General features: G+C 62.4%; 10 protein-coding genes and 1 pseudogene. 2 read left to right on the top strand and 9 right to left on the bottom strand.

All coding sequences use genetic code 11. The features are described from left to right. Positions 1-102 precede the first annotated feature (102 nt). The 6 genes and pseudogenes from FCL40_RS18835 to FCL40_RS11055 all read right to left on the bottom strand — a co-directional run. Positions 103-270: pseudogene (locus FCL40_RS18835) on the bottom strand (DUF535 family protein); the annotation flags it as partial. Between the two features lie 796 nt (positions 271-1066). Next, positions 1067-1855: a hypothetical protein gene (locus FCL40_RS11075; RefSeq protein ID WP_136853366.1), complete on the bottom strand. Its 789-nt coding sequence runs from the start codon at positions 1853-1855 to the stop codon at positions 1067-1069. Positions 1856-2035: 180 nt separating this feature from the next. Beyond that, positions 2036-3943, bottom strand: coding sequence for a putative bifunctional diguanylate cyclase/phosphodiesterase (locus FCL40_RS11070; protein ID WP_136853365.1), 1908 nt, complete (start codon positions 3941-3943; stop codon positions 2036-2038). Further along, on the bottom strand, positions 3940-4422 hold the full coding sequence (locus FCL40_RS11065; RefSeq protein ID WP_229360322.1) for a hypothetical protein: 483 nt from the start codon (positions 4420-4422) through the stop codon (positions 3940-3942). Before FCL40_RS11065 ends, FCL40_RS11070 begins: the two co-directional genes overlap by 4 nt. A 323-nt stretch (positions 4423-4745) precedes the next feature. Further along, positions 4746-5699 carry a LysR family transcriptional regulator gene (locus tag FCL40_RS11060; RefSeq protein ID WP_136853364.1) on the bottom strand — a complete coding sequence of 318 codons (954 nt, stop codon included), beginning with the start codon at positions 5697-5699 and terminating at the stop codon, positions 4746-4748. A gap of 185 nt (positions 5700-5884) precedes the next feature. Beyond that, a complete protein-coding gene (locus tag FCL40_RS11055; protein WP_136853363.1) occupies positions 5885-8170 on the bottom strand; it encodes an OmcA/MtrC family decaheme c-type cytochrome in 2286 nt (761 codons plus the stop codon). Between the two features lie 524 nt (positions 8171-8694). Between FCL40_RS11055 and FCL40_RS11050 the strand changes: the two genes are divergently transcribed. Continuing rightward, positions 8695-9525 carry a pirin family protein gene (locus FCL40_RS11050; protein WP_136853362.1) on the top strand — a complete coding sequence of 277 codons (831 nt, stop codon included), beginning with the start codon at positions 8695-8697 and terminating at the stop codon, positions 9523-9525. Between the two features lies 1 nt (position 9526). Next, the gene (locus tag FCL40_RS11045; protein WP_136853361.1) at positions 9527-10498 is read left to right on the top strand and encodes a glutathione S-transferase family protein; all 972 of its coding nucleotides are present in this window, start codon (positions 9527-9529) and stop codon (positions 10496-10498) included. A 261-nt stretch (positions 10499-10759) separates the two neighbouring features. Here FCL40_RS11045 and FCL40_RS11040 read toward each other — a convergent pair whose 3' ends face one another. The 3 genes from FCL40_RS11040 to gcvH form a co-directional block, all read right to left on the bottom strand. Next, entirely contained in the window at positions 10760-12382 is a 1623-nt protein-coding gene (locus FCL40_RS11040) for a Na/Pi symporter (protein WP_136853360.1), read from the bottom strand. A gap of 135 nt (positions 12383-12517) precedes the next feature. After that, a complete protein-coding gene (gcvP, locus tag FCL40_RS11035) occupies positions 12518-15397 on the bottom strand; it encodes an aminomethyl-transferring glycine dehydrogenase (RefSeq protein WP_136853359.1) in 2880 nt (959 codons plus the stop codon). Positions 15398-15492: 95 nt separating this feature from the next. Beyond that, positions 15493-15882, bottom strand: coding sequence for a glycine cleavage system protein GcvH (gene gcvH / locus FCL40_RS11030; protein ID WP_136853358.1), 390 nt, complete (start codon positions 15880-15882; stop codon positions 15493-15495). Positions 15883-15895 lie beyond the last annotated feature (13 nt).

Genomic DNA, 15895 nt, shown 5'->3' with positions numbered 1-15895 from the left:
AGCACCCGGAGATTCTGGCGAAACTCACTCTCCAACTGAATCCAGCCACCGATAGCGCTTGGTGTGGAGGTAGCGCTTGCGGCGTTTGAGCTCGGCCACCTCCTAGCGGGGCGGCCACAGAGGCAGGGCATAGAGGTCTCTGTCCGCCGGCTGATCGCCCTGCTCCGGCCACAGGGTGTCGTAATCGAAACCCACCTTGCCGCGCTTGCTTCGGCCCACATAGCGCAGGCTCTGAGAGATAGGACCACGGTTGGACACCCCTAGATCCGCTTGAGCCTGAACTCCTTGGCCACATCAGCAACAGTTCGACCATGAGAACCTTGGGATGCCGGCCATGCACCGCCTGGGGCGGGGAGCGGATCACCCTCTCTGGCCTCCATCTTGCCGGATGGCCCCTGGACCGCACCGATATAGAGACTGCCTCCGGATCGCGAGGAGAGGCTGAAGGTGGAAGAAAATATACCGACATCATTACCCCCCTTAAGGCTGTGCCCAAACTCCCCTCCTTATTACTCCCCGGCTCAATACAGAGGCGATAACTATTGCCTTGTTCATCATTAACCCTCGGAAGACATACCCTCTTATAGATATAGAGCTGGTCAAAGGTTGTGGGAAACAATTGAGATAAAATCTCGAGGTGAGCCGTCACCTGCTCCATCTGTCTTTTTCATTCCAGCTTGGACAGACATAGGCCTTAAAGGGTTTTGGAATAACCTAGGGGTTGACGCTGGTCACTGGCCTCAGGAGATTCGACTGCAATTTGGAGGATAACGGCCTGATAGCTCCGAATGGATAAAACCCCGGGCCATGAAGGAGGTGGTCCTGAGCAGGCGACACAGTCGTCCCTGGTTACCAGGGATATCATTGACCAGGAAATCGAGCTCACCAGGCAAGTTACTTTTACTTTATGAGTGCATATACGCCTTGACCGATAAAGTGCCAAGGGTCAATTTTTCACACAGGGTAATTCAAGGCGAGAATTAAAATAGCAATCCGGTCGGGGGGTAATAGACTTGCTTAGATAGGGTGACAATACCTCGTCCGCCCCGACAGACCCCGGTGCGACTCACAGGAAGTGACGCACCCGCTCCTGGTACAGCCTCTCCAGCGCCTCGGCCACCGTCAGGCTCTCATCCCGGTCCAGGTAACGCTGCACCGCATTGACCACGTAACGACGCGACTGCCGGTGCGCCCTGGCAAACTCGGCGCACAGTCGGTTCATCTGCCTCTCCTCCAACTGCTTCTGCTGCTGTTGCTGCAGGGCATGAACCACCGCCTCCAGGTTATCGTTATGCTGCACCAGCCCCTGGGCCAGCTTGCCCTGGCTGATGCCGTAGGTCTTGGCGGCGTGTTCCAGGGCCGCCTTGATGCCGTCGAAGCGCTCGCCGAACAGCATCACCGGCTGCACCACTGCCTGGCTCACCGCCACCCGGCAGCCCTCGATCTCATAGGTAAACCCGGGGTAGTTGGCCCGGCGATGGGACTCCTCTCCCAGGGAGAGGCCGGCGGCAATGCTGTATTTCAGGGAGCGGTCCAGCTCCTCAACCTCCTCCTCACTCCAGCACAGATAGACGTTGATCGCCCTCTTGTACTTGGCCGCCAGCTTGGTCTGCACCACATCCCGCCGCTGCTGAAGCAGACCCATGGTGCACCCTCTGAGCAGGGTGACACACTCCCTGCAGGCGGGGATCTGCAGGTTGTCGGCGGCCTGGCGGTGGTGCTCGAAGGCGCCCCAGTGTGCCCTGGGCGGAGCATAGTCGTATTCAGTGGCGATACAGCCACAGTAGAAGCAGGTATGAAAGTGAGCTTCGTCTGCCGCCCTGAGCAGGCGGTAACGTTCATCCAGTGGAGTCATCAACAGCATGCGTCAGGGGCCAAGGGGGCCATTCTAGCCCAGGAGAGGGGGGTTGGCGACCGCCTGACTGGCCGAACGTGTGAAATGGGAAGGCACGAACGGGAGCGGTCGCCAGAAAAGCTAGTGCCATTACTCAGGTATAAGTCAAAACCGCCTCCATCGCCACTCTGGGCGGCGGGTTCAGGCCTCCCTCTCCGGCAGGGCCGCCAGACTCAGGCCTGAGTCATCCCGGAGCACCCGCTGCACTTCGCCTCCGGTCAGGGGTTTGTACAACAGGTAACCCTGGGCATAGTCACACCCCAGCCGGCTCAGCTGCCGGTGACTGCTGAACTGCTCGATCCCCTCGGCGATCACCTCCATGCCCAGGCTGTGAGCCATATGGATGATCGCCTGAATCATCGCGATCTCCTCGGGCGCCTGCTCCAGTTCCCTGACGAATGCCTTGTCGATCTTAAGTTTCTGGAACGGCATCCTCTTCAAGTGGCTGAGGGAGGAGTGGCCGGTTCCAAAGTCATCGAGTGCCAACTCCACCCCCAGCCGGCGCAACCGTGACAGCAGCTGGGGGGAGGCCTCAATGTCCTGCATGGTGGTATCTTCGGTCACCTCGATCACCAGCTGTTCCGCCGGCAACCCGGTCTCCCTGAGGACGGCGTCAACCATGGCCACCAGGTCGAAGCGGCTGTAGCTCATGGGGGAGATGTTGACCGACACCTGAATCGGTGGCAGCCCGGACTGGCGCCACACCATGTTCTGTCGGCAGGCCTGAGTCATCACCCAGAGGTTCAATGACTCCGCCAGTCCCGACTGCTCGGCGAGCTTGACCACCTCCAGCGGGGAGATCTCGCCATAGTGGGGATGGCGCCAGCGCAGCAGAGCCTCCACCTGTACCACCCTGCGGCTCCTCATGGACACAATCGGCTGATAGAGCTGCTGCAGCCGATCCTGGTCGATCGCCCTGACCAGATCTTCGGTAAGAATCCGCCTCCTCAGGGCGCGGTCCTCCATCTCCTGGTCAAACAGTCGGCAACAGAGCCGCTCGCTCTTCGCCGAGTACATGGCGGTATCGGCCTTGTTGAGCAGCCTATCCAGCTTGACGGCATCATCGGGAAACAGGCTGATGCCGATGCTGACGCCCGGACAGAGTTGCTGACCCTTGATGGTGATCTGGGCATTGACGCCGTCGGACAGTCCCTCGGCGAAGGCCACCGCCTCATCCGCGCTGTCAACCTGGCACAGAACGCCGAACTCATCCCCTCCCAGGCGGGCGACCATGGCGCCCCGGGCCGCACCGTCATTCAAGCGCGAAGCCACCTCCCTGAGCAGCTGGTCACCGGCGGCGTGACCAAGCTGATCATTGACCTCCTTGAAGCCGTTCATATCCATAATCAGCACGGCCACCTTCTGCTCCTGAGCCCTGGCTCGCAGGATCGCCTGCTCCAGCCCCCTGCGGAACAGGGTGCGATTGGGCAGTCCGGTCAGGCCGTCGTGCAGCGCCTGCCAGCGGTTGTTGCGGCTCTCGCGAATCAGCAGCAGCACCAGCATGGCGCCGCTGATCAGCAGCCCCAGCAGGTAGACGTTGGCCTCATACTGCAGATCAAACACCCGCTTCAGACTGAGCAGGGCAGAGTCACCGGTGAAACTCTCCACATTGAGCCGGCGTACCCGTTGCTCCAGGGGCACCAGGCGTGCCGCCAGCTCCAGGGCCCTGGGGTCGCCATCGGTGAGCACCGCCACCTCGGCGTCCATCTCCTCCAGCACCCCGGCAATGCCTGTCAGCAGAGGCGCTACTCCGGGGTGTTGGCGAAACTCCCTGGCCTCCTCGCCAACCGCCAGGACCTCAATGCGGCTCCAGAAGATCTCAAACCTCAGTCTCACCTCATCCGCATCGATGTCATCCAGGGCCAGGCGGCGAAAGGCGTGTTTGAGCTTCAGCAGTTCCATCTCCATCTCTGCCGCAGACCAGCCGACCGCCTTCATCGACAGGGAGAGCAGGTTGGTCATCTGGCTGTGACGCTGGGTGCTGATCGCCGAGCTCAGGGCGAACAGCAGCACCACGCCGACCAGGACCAGCAACTTAAACCGCTTCATGGCAGCAGTTCCAGACGGCGAAGCTGCCAGATCATCTTTTCATGGAAGCTGGGCTGATCCAGCTCGGGGAAGTCACTCAGGGGCAGGATCAGCCAGATGGGGCCCTTGTCCCGAATCCGCATCTCCCTGCCATTCACCCTGGTGGCCAGCAGCAGCGGGAAGCGGCTCAGTTCAGACAGGTCGAGATGGGTGAAATAGTCATTGAGGGCGATCGCCTTGACCCGGCTGCCGGAGGCACCGAGGTGCCGCAGCAGGTCGGTGAGCAGCACCCCCTGGTACCGATGCGGCCGCTCGGTCCAGGGCGTCAGGGTGGTCACGCTGCTCTGGGGCAGTTGGGCCAGCATCTGCCGGTCGAAGCTGGCTTGGTGACGGGCATTGGTCCGCTCAAGGCTGCCGCTCACCGTGAGCACCACCGGGCCGGTGGGTGGCGCTAGATCCCCGGCCCACACCGTCATGGCCACACCTCCCCCCAAGAGCATGGCTGCCACTCTTTTCCACATCCCTTCTTCACCGTTCGTCGTTGACAAAACAAAACCTGATCTGGCTGGCCGCCAGGCCAGTGATGGGGGGACTTTACCACAGACGGGCCGACGGATAGCCCGACACCGAGTAGAGAGACTCCGGTGGCCGTGAGGCCTTCCCCGACGCGGCGGTACCACAGGTGTGGACAGGGGAGGAGTAGTGGACGATTTATCTTCTATAATCTGGCAGATAACCGACCCAGGAACCATGGCTGGCCCCGAGGGGGGGCTCATATTACACGCGCTAAAAACGGCTTTTAATAATGACCGACAGGGAGGGGTCAGGGCTCGACGACGACGGCACCGATGACGAATTGACGGATCGCCTCGATCAGCCAGTCGGGGTAACAGTGTCGCCTCGAGGAGCTGAGCAGGTAGTAGCCCGGCGCCCCCATCCGCTGGTGAAGCAGAGCAAACTGATCATCGGGCAGGCGCCGTGACTGGATACCGTCGATCCGCCGCAACAGATCCACCGCGTGGCGTTGACCGACGAAGGAGAGGGCGTGACCGCTGAGCAGTTGATCCACCAGTTCGGTCATTCCGGAGATCTTCGACTCGACCCTGAGTTCCCGCCCCGCTTCCCGGGCATAGACCTCGAGCGGATCGATGCGATCGTTAAAGGCCGGCATGCCGTTGACGATGAAGGGGTGGCGGATGATCTCATCGAGGCGCGGCCCGCTGTCGTCCCGCCAGATGGGATGGGCCTGTTGCCCGACCAGGTAGACGCCGTTGGCACAGGTGATGAACTCACACTCCACCCCCTCGGCGGCGATATTTTCGTTGGATATGGCCAGGTCCACCTCGCCCTGCCGGATCTCCCGCTCCATGTGGTAGGTGGTTGGACGCACGATAAAGGTGAAATAGTGGTGATGCTGCTCCGCCACGCCCTTCAGGTGCTGCAACAGGCCGACACAGATAGCCGACGGGGCGGTGACCACCACCTCCTGCTGCAGGCGGCTGCGTTCATCCACATCCAGGCTGCAGGCCTGACTGGCCAGATCCAGCATCCGCTTCATCTCGGGATAGAGCTTCACCGCCATCTCGCTGGGCTCGAACCCATACTGCTTACGGTGGAACAGGGGATCATCCAGGGCGTGACGCAACTGGTTCAGGGTACGGCTGATCTTGGAGCCTGGCACGTTCAGTGCCTGGGCCACGGTCATGGAGTTGAGTGACTCATAGACCAGCACAAACACCTGAAACGAAAAAATGCTGACCTCATTTAATCGGTTCATTCCCTGGTTCCCCGGTTTCCCAGTTTAATCATTCACTATACGCAACCGACCGGCGGGGTTTTACGAGCCCTGTCACAGAAGCGCACTCATTGGTAATAGTGATTTAAGATCCGAGCGCCCCTGGGCGCGACCAAAAAAAGCGCCCGGAGGCGCTTTAGCTTGGGTGTTGCAGGGAACTGCAACGATTAGTGCGCAGGACCGCTGTGCACTGTGTCAATACCGTAGGTCTTGCCTTCGGCATGGCAAACACCACAACTTTCGATGCTCACCTCGGCGGCGCTGCCGGCGGGAGCGTCGGTCAGGGTCGCGCCGTTGGCCACGAAGTGGGCCTTGGCGGCATCGTTGTTGTGAACGTGGCAGCTGCGGCAGCTCTCGGAGACCGGAGAAATATAACCGGAAACAGGATTACCAAACGGGTCCAAAGAGAGAGCGATGGCGTCTTTGCCGGAAGCCAGGGTGCCGTTGGCGGTAAACAGGCTGACCCCTTCGCTGTGGCAGGCTTGGCAGTCGCTCTGGATGTCGGGGTAACCGTTCAGCTCACCCATGACGCCCTGGTCGTCCACCCGGCGGAAGACGCCGTGCGGGCCGCTGACATGCCACTCACCGCTGTGGTAACGGTGGGCCACGGTCATCAGATCACGGTTGTAGAACTGGCCGGGTTTCACATCCACCACCACGTCGTTGCCGTCGGCATCGGTGCCGATGGCGCTGACCTGGCTGTGGAAGGAGCCGGTGAAGCCAGCCTTGGGACTGTGGCAGCTGACGCAGGTGGTGAACTTGTTGGCACCGTGATTGTGGCCCAGCTTCACCCAGGTCAGGTTGTCATGGCAGTTGTTGCAGGTCTCCTCCTCGATGGAGACGTTGTCCCCCTCGATGCGTGGCATCACGTAGTCACTGCCGTCGGCGTTGGCCAGGTTCCAGTAGGCGGGCGCCATGGTGGCGGACACCTTCATCTCCTCCTCACCACAGGCCACCAGATCCTCGCCGTCGGTACAGATGGCGAAGTCGGGTACGAAGTAGGCGCTCTGACCCACCAGTTCGGTGCGACCGGGAACCACGACGGTGTAGCTGCCGTCGGCTTCGGTGCCATCCAGCAGGTTGATGGTGCCGGACTGGTTGAAGATGCCGTCCGCCTCGATCACACCATATAGAATGTCATCATTCAGGATGGCATCGGCGACCGCGACGCCGTCGGCGGCACGGGCGGTGGTGTCGAACACCACGGTCAGGTCACCGGTGGCGGCGTCGATGCTGACGCTGCTCACAGCGATCTCGAACGCGGACTCGGACGCGGTACGACCGCCGACATTGTGAGCCACCATCGGGTTCAGGGCTCCGGCACCGTGGCAACCGGCACAGACGCTGTCGTCCTGGGGCACGATGCCGGCGTGGTTCTCGCCGGTTTCGAAGTTCACCTCGATGTGGCAGGCCTGACAGGCATCGGCATAGATGTTGGTGGCCCAGCCGCCGCCGTTGTCGTGACAGACGGAGCACTCGGTGATGTCAGCCGGGAAGCCGATCTCGCCGAACTCGGCCTTGGCGTCACCGAGCAGATGCTCCTCGATGGCGTGGCCGCGGTGCAGTCGGTGAACCATGGGGGCGAAGTTGGGGTTGAAGCCCTTGAGATCGCCATCGGGATCGGAGTTTTCGCTGTCGGGCAGGTTGATCTGCACGTTGTGACAGGCGACGCAGTTCTCCACCCGCTGATAGTTGTGGTGGGCATGGATGTTCTCAATCCGGCCCTCTTTCTCACCGTGGCAGCGGATACAGGCGTTGCTGCTGACGATGTCCTTCACAGACTCTGCCAGCTCACCGGTGGCCGGGATGTAGTCCATAGGTGGGGTCAGCACCTTGTCCTCCAGCCCGGCACCCTCGCTGTCGACGATGTTGTAGGAGCGGATCATCAGGCGGTGCAGGTTGTTCACATCGGCGCCGGCCCAGATCAGCGGGGCGTCGCCATCGTGTTCCCAGCTAAGGGAGTAGCTGCCGGGGTTGGCCGCATCTTCCATCAGGGTACAGGCTTGAACCTCGTTACCGCGACGGTCGGTGGCGGTGCCGGTCGGGGTACAGTAGAGGGAGGAGCCAAACTCGGTGGCGGTACCGTGGTTAATCCACTGATAGGGAGCCCCATTCTTACCCTCGTTGGCCACCTGCTCGGTCAGGTAGAGGGCGATCTTGTCCAGGCCGACAAAGGGCACATCATCGCCCTTGGTGTTCTTGCCGGTGACGGTGAAGTTCACCGAGAAGGGCTTGCCGGGCTCAATCACCACCGCTTCGGGGGCGATGGTAAAGATAAGGTCGGTGGGGGCGTTGGCGGTATCGACAAAGGATCCTGCGAGCAATCCGGGCTCACCGGGGACACCGGGCTCACCGGGGGCACCGTCTTTGCCATCGTCTCCATCACTGCAGCCGGTCACCAGCATTGCAGAGGCCAGCATCAATGCCAGCGGGGTCTTTCTTGTTAGTTTCATCATCATTTCTCCAACAAAGGGATAACCATCCAAATGGTCAGTCGCATAGTAAGAGAAACAAAGGGTTAAATGAGGTGACCCACATCAATTTACCCTGGAACTTCCAGACACCCCACATCCTCTAAATATGAGTGCGCGAACAGCAGATTGCGCCAACTCAGGGGCGACAAACAGAATATGCGACACACCCAATATGGTTCAGCAAAGCTTTCGGGCAGTTTGCAGATGCGGCAAATGTTAAATTCATTTTCGGCATTTGCGAGAGGTTTCATCCGCCTTCGACTGCATAAGGGCCGTCGGCCCGCCACGCCCGGCCGACCTCATCTGCCCGGCACCGTTCAGCGTTTACAAAATTAGAATGGTAATCCCGTTTCTGCCGGTTCTGTGGGCAAGTTTGAGTCAGCAAGCCGGTGATGGCGCGAACATCTTTCTATTTTCTAGAACTGAGCCACCAGTTCTTTGCGATGGTCGCACCCTGGCGGGCCTGTTAGGGTGTAACCATCCCGACTGAGAAGGAGATCCCGATGAAACTGCTCAACCTCACCAACAGCGTGGCGACCCAGGATGGCGACGGCGTCAACATCTCCAGGGTGGCAGATTTTCGCAACCTGACGCTGGATCCCTTCCTGATGATCGACGAACTCAAATCCGCCAACGAATCGGACTACATCGGCGGCTTCCCGCCCCATCCCCACAGGGGCATAGAGACCTTCACCTACATCCTCGAGGGGGGCTTCGAGCACCGCGACCAGATGGGCAACCGCAAAGTGATCGGCCCGGGCCATGTGCAGTGGATGAGCACCGGCTTTGGCGTGGTGCACTCCGAGATGCCGGTGGCCGGAGCCGGCGGCATGCACGGCTTCCAGATCTGGGTCAACATGCCGGCCAAGGAGAAGCTGCGGCCCGCCCGCTACCAGGATTCGGTGGCGACCGGCATTCCGGAGATCCGCGGAGGTGACGGTGCCCTGCTCAGGATACTGGCCGGCAGCTGGGCGATGGCGGGCCAGCAAGCCGACTCCCCCATCGGCGATCTGGCAGGCCAGGCATCGGTGGCGGACCTGCGCCTGCAACCCGGGGCCCGGGCCACCCTAGATCGGCGTCATCAACAACGGCTGTTTCTCTATGTGTACGCTGGCCGCATCAACGGCTACCGGCAGGGAAAACTGCTGTTGGCCGATCCCGCCACTCCCCTGGATCTCGGCAGCGAGGAGGGCGGCGGCGCGTTGATCTTCTCCGGCAACCCCATCGGGGAGAAGATCGTCCACATGGGTCCCTTCGTCATGAACAGCGAGGCGGAAATCCGCCAGGCGGTGGAGGACTATCAGGCAGGAAAATTTGGCACCATAGGAGGCTGAGATGGGACGACTGGTAGATGGCGTCTGGCAGGACGTCTGGTACGAAACCGAAGACACCAAGGGCAAATTTGAGCGAGAGGAGGCACAGCTAAGGCACTGGATCACTGCCGACGGCGCCCACGGCCCCAGCGGCGAGGGGGGATTCCAGGCCGAGTCCGGCCGCTACCACCTCTATGTATCCCTGGCCTGCCCCTGGGCTCACCGCACCCTGATCTACAGGAAACTCAAGGGGCTGGAAGAGTACATTGGCGTCTCCGTGGTCAGCCCGGAGATGTTGGATCAGGGCTGGAGCTTCGATACCGCCAGCGGCAGCAGCGGTGATCACCTCTATGGGCTGGATTACCTGCACCAGCTCTATACCCGCAATAACCCCAGTTATTCGGGCCGGGTGACGGTCCCGGTGCTGTGGGACAAGAAGCTTGGTCGTATCGTCAGCAACGAGTCATCGGAAATCATCCGCATGTTCAACACGGCGTTCGACGGACTCACCGGCAACCCCCTCGACCTCTACCCGGCCCCGCTGCGCCAGGAGATCGACCAGTTGAACGACTTTATCTACCCCACCATCAACAACGGGGTCTACCGGGCCGGTTTCGCCACCTCCCAGCAGGCCTACAGCGAGGCCTATGCCATCCTGTTTGACGCCCTGGACCAGTTGGACAACCGGCTGGCGGACCGGCGCTACCTCACCGGTGACGCCCTGACCGAGGCGGACTGGCGGCTGTTCACCACCCTGGTGCGCTTCGATGCGGTCTATGTGGGCCACTTCAAGTGCAACAAGCGGCGCATTGCCGACTATCCCAACCTGTCGGGCTACCTGAGGGAGCTGTATCAGCAGCCGGGGATCGCCGACACCGTCGATCTCGCCCACATCAAGCGCCACTACTACTTCAGCCACACCATGATCAACCCCACCCAGGTGGTGCCTGAGGGTCCGGAGCTGGATCTGGATCGCCCCCACGGACGCGGCTAGGGTTGCTCGGGCTCGGCCAAAAAAAAGACCGGTCCCACCGGACGCTGTCGGGCTTGGTGGGAGCGGCCGTCAAAAACTGATTGGAAAATGGACAATATGGCAGCCATCATCCACCAGGTGTGTTGAATGTCTCCGAAATACCCACCATGAGAAACGCCACCTCCGCTGGCCGCCACCGGCAAACATACGCCGCGGCGGGTACGGCGACACATTATGCAGCACTCGGAAATCCCGCGGTGTAATCAAATGTAATCGCCGAACCTACTCCCGGGATCCAGGGTCGGCCAACAGTGCCAGGCAGCTCACCCACTGCTTCTGCATCTCCAACAAGTGCTTGCTCAGGTTGGTCAGCACGATGAAGGTCTCCCCCTGGATCGCCTCCTGCCGGATCCAGCGGTAGATCCTGTCGATGAACTCCAGGTGGTCCCGGCGGGCCTGGCGCTGCAGTTGGCGCAGCTGCTCCGGCGTCACCGCCTCAGCCGGGGCCGCCAGCCAAGCCGCTATCCGCTCCAGTCTCGGCTGCTCCATCAGGGTGCGATCCCGCTTCAGTCGAACCATCATCCGGTCTGCACCTCCCCCGGCCTGGCGCAGATCCTCGCGGATATCCTTCACCGCCTTGGTGGCATAGCCGATGTGACGCAGCAACTTCAGCGATGCCAGTAGCCGCGGTTTCTGCGGCTCATTGGCATGGGCCAGGACCTCGAGGATAAAGGCGCTCAATCGTCCCTCCCGGTCGCTCAGCGCCCGGAACTCCTGCTCATAGCCGGAGGGGCTGTCCGCCTCAGCCGCCAGTTCCGTCGCCGACGGCATAGGCAGCTTGAGCACCCGGTTGTTGACCCGCATCGCCAACTGGCAACACTCCCGCAGGGCGTTGTCGACTGCCAGGATGGCAATGGGCACCTGCTCCGGCGGAATGTCCATCATCAACCTGTCCATCTCCGGCGCCGGTGTCCGGAACAGCGACTCCAGCCAGTGCGCCAGCCCACCGACGAAGGGAAACACCAACACCACCCCCAGCAAGTTGAACAGGCTGTGGAAGGCCACCAGGCCATAGAGGGGATCGTGGATGCCAAGCCAGTGGAACAGCGGCGGTAGCACCGGCAGGATCAGCAGGTAGGCCATCACCGCCGTCGCCAGGTTGAACAGCACATGGGCCGCCGCCACCCGACGCTTGTTGTCGCTGCCCTTGAGGCCGCCGATCACCATGGTGACCGTGGTGCCCAGATCGGCTCCGATGATGATCGCCGCCGCGTCCGGCAGCGCCACCAGCCCGGCACTGAGGGCGTTGAGGGTGATCAGCATGCAGGCGGAGCTGGACTGGATGATGGCGGTAAACACCACCCCGGCCAGCAGAAAGGCGATACCGGGCAGGTGGGCATACTCCTGGGGCCGGAAACTGCCCCTGAGTTCGGCGACCCCGTCCTTCATGGTATCCAGGCCGAAGATCAGCAGTCCCAGGGCAAACAGGATCAGGCCAACGGCCTGGCGACGACTGCGCTCCTCTCCCCAGATGTAGACCAGCCCCCCCACCCCCATCAGCGGCAGCACGATGGCGGTCAGGGAGAGCTTGAACCCCAGCAGGGTCACCAGCCAGCCGGTTACCGTGGTCCCCAGGTTGGCGCCGACGATCATGCCGATGGCGTTGGCCAGGGGCAGCAGGCCGCTGCCCACCAGGGCCAGCACCATCAGCCCCACCATGGAGCTGCTCTGCAGCACCGCGGTGGCCAGGGTACCGCTGACCACCGAGCCGGCCGTGGAGCCGGTGGCACGCAACAGCACCCGGCGGAAGGTCTCCTCCCCCAGGGTGCCCAGGGCACTCTCCAGCCGCTGCATGGCATAGAGGAAGATCCCCAGCCCGGCGACAAACTCCAGCCAGTTTCCCATCGGTTCAGCTCAGTCCATTAAGCCAGTTTCCCTTTAAGAATAGGTTAGTTAGCCAAGTGTGACGGCTCCCGGGCCTGCCCTGTCGACAAAAAAGGCGAACCCCCTGGTTCGCCTTTCTCATCTCCGGCTGCGCCGTTACTCCCGGTAGGCGTCGATGGGGACGCAGGCGCAGAACAGGTTGCGGTCGCCAAATACATCATCGATACGGTTCACCGTGGGCCAGAACTTGCCCTCGCGGGTAGCCTGGCTGGGGAAGGCCGCCAGCTCACGACTGTAGGGACGCTCGCCGAAGGCCTCATCCATGATGTCCGCCTGGGTGTGGGGCGCATTGCGCAGCGGGTTGTTGTCTGCCGGCCACTCGCCGGACTGCACCCGGTCGATCTCCCTGCGGATGCTCACCATCGCCTCGACGAAGCGATCCAGCTCCACCTGGGACTCGGACTCGGTGGGCTCCACCATCAGGGTACCCGCCACCGGGAAGCTCATGGTAGGGGCATGGAAGCCGTAGTCCATCAGGCGCTTGGCCACGTCCATCTCGGTGACGCCGCTGGCCTCCTTCAGGGGGCGCAGGTCGATGATGCACTCGTGGGCCACCCGGTCGTTGCGGCCGGTGTAGAGCACCGGGTAGTGCTCGCCCAGCTTCTTGGCCAGGTAGTTGGCGGAGAGCATCGCCACCTGGGTGGACTCGGCCAGTCCGCGATCCCCCAGCATGGCGATGTACATCCAACTGATGGGCAGGATGCTGGCAGAGCCGTACTGGGCGCTGGAGACCGCCCCATTGTCCTGGGACTCGGCACCGGTCTTCACCACGGAGTGGCCGGCCACGAACGGTGCCAGGTGCGCCTTGACACCGATGGGGCCCACCCCCGGGCCGCCGCCTCCGTGAGGGATGGCGAAGGTCTTGTGCAGGTTCAGGTGGGACACGTCGGAGCCGATGAAGCCGGGGGCGGTGATCCCCACCTGGGCGTTCATGTTGGCGCCATCCATGTACACCTGGCCACCATGCTGGTGGATGATGTCGCAGATCTCCCGCGCCGTCTCCTCGTACACCCCGTGGGTGGAGGGATAGGTGATCATGCCGCAGCAGAGGCGATCGGCGTGCTCCTCGGCCTTGGCCCGCAGGTCATCCAGATCGACGTTGCCGTTGGCGTCACAGGCGGTCACCACCACCTTGAGGCTGGCCAGCATGGCGGAGGCGGGGTTGGTACCGTGGGCAGAGCTGGGGATCAGGCAGATGTCGCGGTGGCCTTCACCGATCGACTGCTGATACTCCTTGATCGCCAGCAGGCCGGCATACTCGCCGGACGCGCCGGAGTTGGGCTGCATGCACATGGCGTCGTAGCCGGTCACCTTCACCAGCCAGTCGGCCAGGGTGTCGACCATCTGGCGGTAGCCCTGGGCCTGCTCCTGGGGGCAGAAGGGGTGCATGTTGGCGAACTCGGGCCAGCTGATCGGCATCATCTCGGCGGTGGCGTTGAGTTTCATGGTGCAGGAGCCGAGGGAGATCATCGAGTGGTTCAGCGCCAGGTCCCTGCCCTCGAGGCGGCGGATGTAGCGCAGCATCTCGGTTTCGCTGTGGTAGGCATTGAACACCGGGTGGGAGAGGATCGAGTCCACCCGCACCAGTTCAGGGGCCAGCGGTGTGGCCGCGGCGCCATCGAGGGCCTCCAGATCCAGCTCACCGCCGTCGACGAACACCGCAAACAGCGCCTTGAGCGCCTCGGCGGTGGTGGTCTCATCCAGGCTGACCCCCAGGCAGTTGCCGCCGTCCACCCTCAGGTTGATGCGGGCGGCCTCGGCCCGGGCCAGCACCGCATCCACATCGTCCACCTCGACGGTGAGGGTGTCGAACCAGCTGCGGTTGACCAGGGAAACGCCCGCGCCCGCCAGCGCCGCCGCCAGGATGGTGGTCAGGCGGTGGGTACGCTCGGCGATGCGCTTAAGCCCCTCTGGGCCGTGATAGACGGCGTAGAAGGAGGCCAGGTTGGCCAGCAGCACCTGGGCGGTACAGATGTTGGAGTTGGCTTTCTCGCGGCGGATGTGCTGCTCACGGGTCTGCATCGCCATCCGCAGGGCCGGCTTGCCACGGCTGTCCTTGGAGACACCGATGATGCGGCCGGGCATGGAACGCTTGTAGGCATCGCGGGTGGCAAAGAAGGCGGCGTGAGGCCCTCCGTAACCCATGGGCACGCCGAAGCGCTGGGCGCTGCCCAGCACCACGTCGGCGCCCAGCTTGGCGGGGGCGGTCAGCTTCACCAGGGCCAGCAGGTCGGAGGCGACACAGACGATCCCCTTGTTGGCCTTGACCGCCTCGGCGACGGGGGAGAAGTCAGTCACCTGACCGGTGCGATCGGGGTACTGCAGCAGGACACCGAAGCAGTCGTGGTCCGCCGCTTGCTCGGCCGGGCCCACCAGTACCTCGATGTTCAGATGCTTGGCCCGGGTCGCCACCACGTCGATGGTCTGGGGGAACAGAGTGTCGGCAACGTAGAACAGGTTGGACTTCTTGTTCTTGGACACCCGCTTGGCCAGGGCCATCGCCTCGGCGGCGGCAGTGCCCTCATCCAGCAGGGAGGCGGACGCCAGGTCCAGCCCGGTCAGGTCCATGGTCAACTGCTGGAAGTTGAGGATCGCCTCCAGGCGCCCCTGGGCGATCTCGGGCTGGTAGGGGGTGTAGGCGGTATACCAACCGGGGTTCTCCAGCACGTTACGCTGGATCACATGGGGGAGATGGGTGTTGTAGTAACCCATGCCGATGTAGGAGGTATACACCTGGTTCTGATCGGCGAAGCCGCGCAGGGTGGCCAGGGCATCCACTTCGCGCTGGGGCTCACCGATCCCCAGGGGGTTGGGCAGGCGAATTCCTTCGGGGACGATCTGGGCGGTCAGATCCTCCAGGCTGTGGGCACCGACATACTCCAGCATCTGTTGGCGCTGTGCCTGGGTTGGGCCGATATGGCGGGAAAGGAACTCGTCCCGGTTAAACAGTTGGGACAGAGACTGCTGCTCGCTCATTATCCAATAATTCCTTGTGCTGCCGCGTCCAGGGTACAGGGCGGCTCAGATAAGAAGACAAAAGCCCCTCTGCGGGGGCTTTGATCAGTCGGGGATTACTCCTCGTCGATGACGGCCTTGTAGCCTTCGCCATCGAGCAGGTTGGCCAGTTCGGATTCGTCGCTGATGCGCACGCGGAACAGCCAGCCATCACCGAAGGGGTCGCTGTTCACCAGCTCGGGGCTGTCTTCCAGCTCTTCGTTGATCGCCACCACCTCACCGGTCAGGGGGGAGTAGACGTCGGAGGCCGCCTTGACGGACTCGGCCACGGCGCAGTCGTCACCGGCGTTCACCTCGTCGCCCACGTCGGGCAGGTCGACGAACACCATGTCACCCAGCAGCTCCTGGGCGTGCTCGGTGATGCCGATGGTGTACTCGTTATCACCCTCGGGACGGATCCACTCGTGGGAGCTGGTGTACTTCAGTTCGGATGGAATGTTGCTCATTGTTGTTTCCCCA

This window comes from Ferrimonas sediminicola (assembly GCF_005116715.1).
In the GTDB taxonomy this organism is placed as follows: Bacteria; Pseudomonadota; Gammaproteobacteria; order Enterobacterales; family Shewanellaceae; genus Ferrimonas; species Ferrimonas sediminicola.
The sequence above is the reverse complement of the archived record's forward strand: the minus strand, read 5'-3'. Positions and strand labels throughout refer to the sequence as shown.

What these genes read in the sequence shown, in the direction of transcription:
- FCL40_RS11075 (WP_136853366.1), bottom strand. Translation starts at nt 1,855, where the DNA reads ATGACTCCACTGGATGAACGTTACCGCCTGCTCAGGGCGGCAGACGAA.
- FCL40_RS11070 (WP_136853365.1), bottom strand. Translation starts at nt 3,943, where the DNA reads ATGAAGCGGTTTAAGTTGCTGGTCCTGGTCGGCGTGGTGCTGCTGTTC.
- FCL40_RS11065 (WP_229360322.1), bottom strand. Translation starts at nt 4,422, where the DNA reads ATGCTCTTGGGGGGAGGTGTGGCCATGACGGTGTGGGCCGGGGATCTA.
- FCL40_RS11060 (WP_136853364.1), bottom strand. Translation starts at nt 5,699, where the DNA reads ATGAACCGATTAAATGAGGTCAGCATTTTTTCGTTTCAGGTGTTTGTG.
- FCL40_RS11055 (WP_136853363.1), bottom strand. Translation starts at nt 8,170, where the DNA reads ATGAAACTAACAAGAAAGACCCCGCTGGCATTGATGCTGGCCTCTGCA.
- FCL40_RS11050 (WP_136853362.1), top strand. Translation starts at nt 8,695, where the DNA reads ATGAAACTGCTCAACCTCACCAACAGCGTGGCGACCCAGGATGGCGAC.
- FCL40_RS11045 (WP_136853361.1), top strand. Translation starts at nt 9,527, where the DNA reads ATGGGACGACTGGTAGATGGCGTCTGGCAGGACGTCTGGTACGAAACC.
- FCL40_RS11040 (WP_136853360.1), bottom strand. Translation starts at nt 12,382, where the DNA reads ATGGGAAACTGGCTGGAGTTTGTCGCCGGGCTGGGGATCTTCCTCTAT.
- gcvP (WP_136853359.1), bottom strand. Translation starts at nt 15,397, where the DNA reads ATGAGCGAGCAGCAGTCTCTGTCCCAACTGTTTAACCGGGACGAGTTC.
- gcvH (WP_136853358.1), bottom strand. Translation starts at nt 15,882, where the DNA reads ATGAGCAACATTCCATCCGAACTGAAGTACACCAGCTCCCACGAGTGG.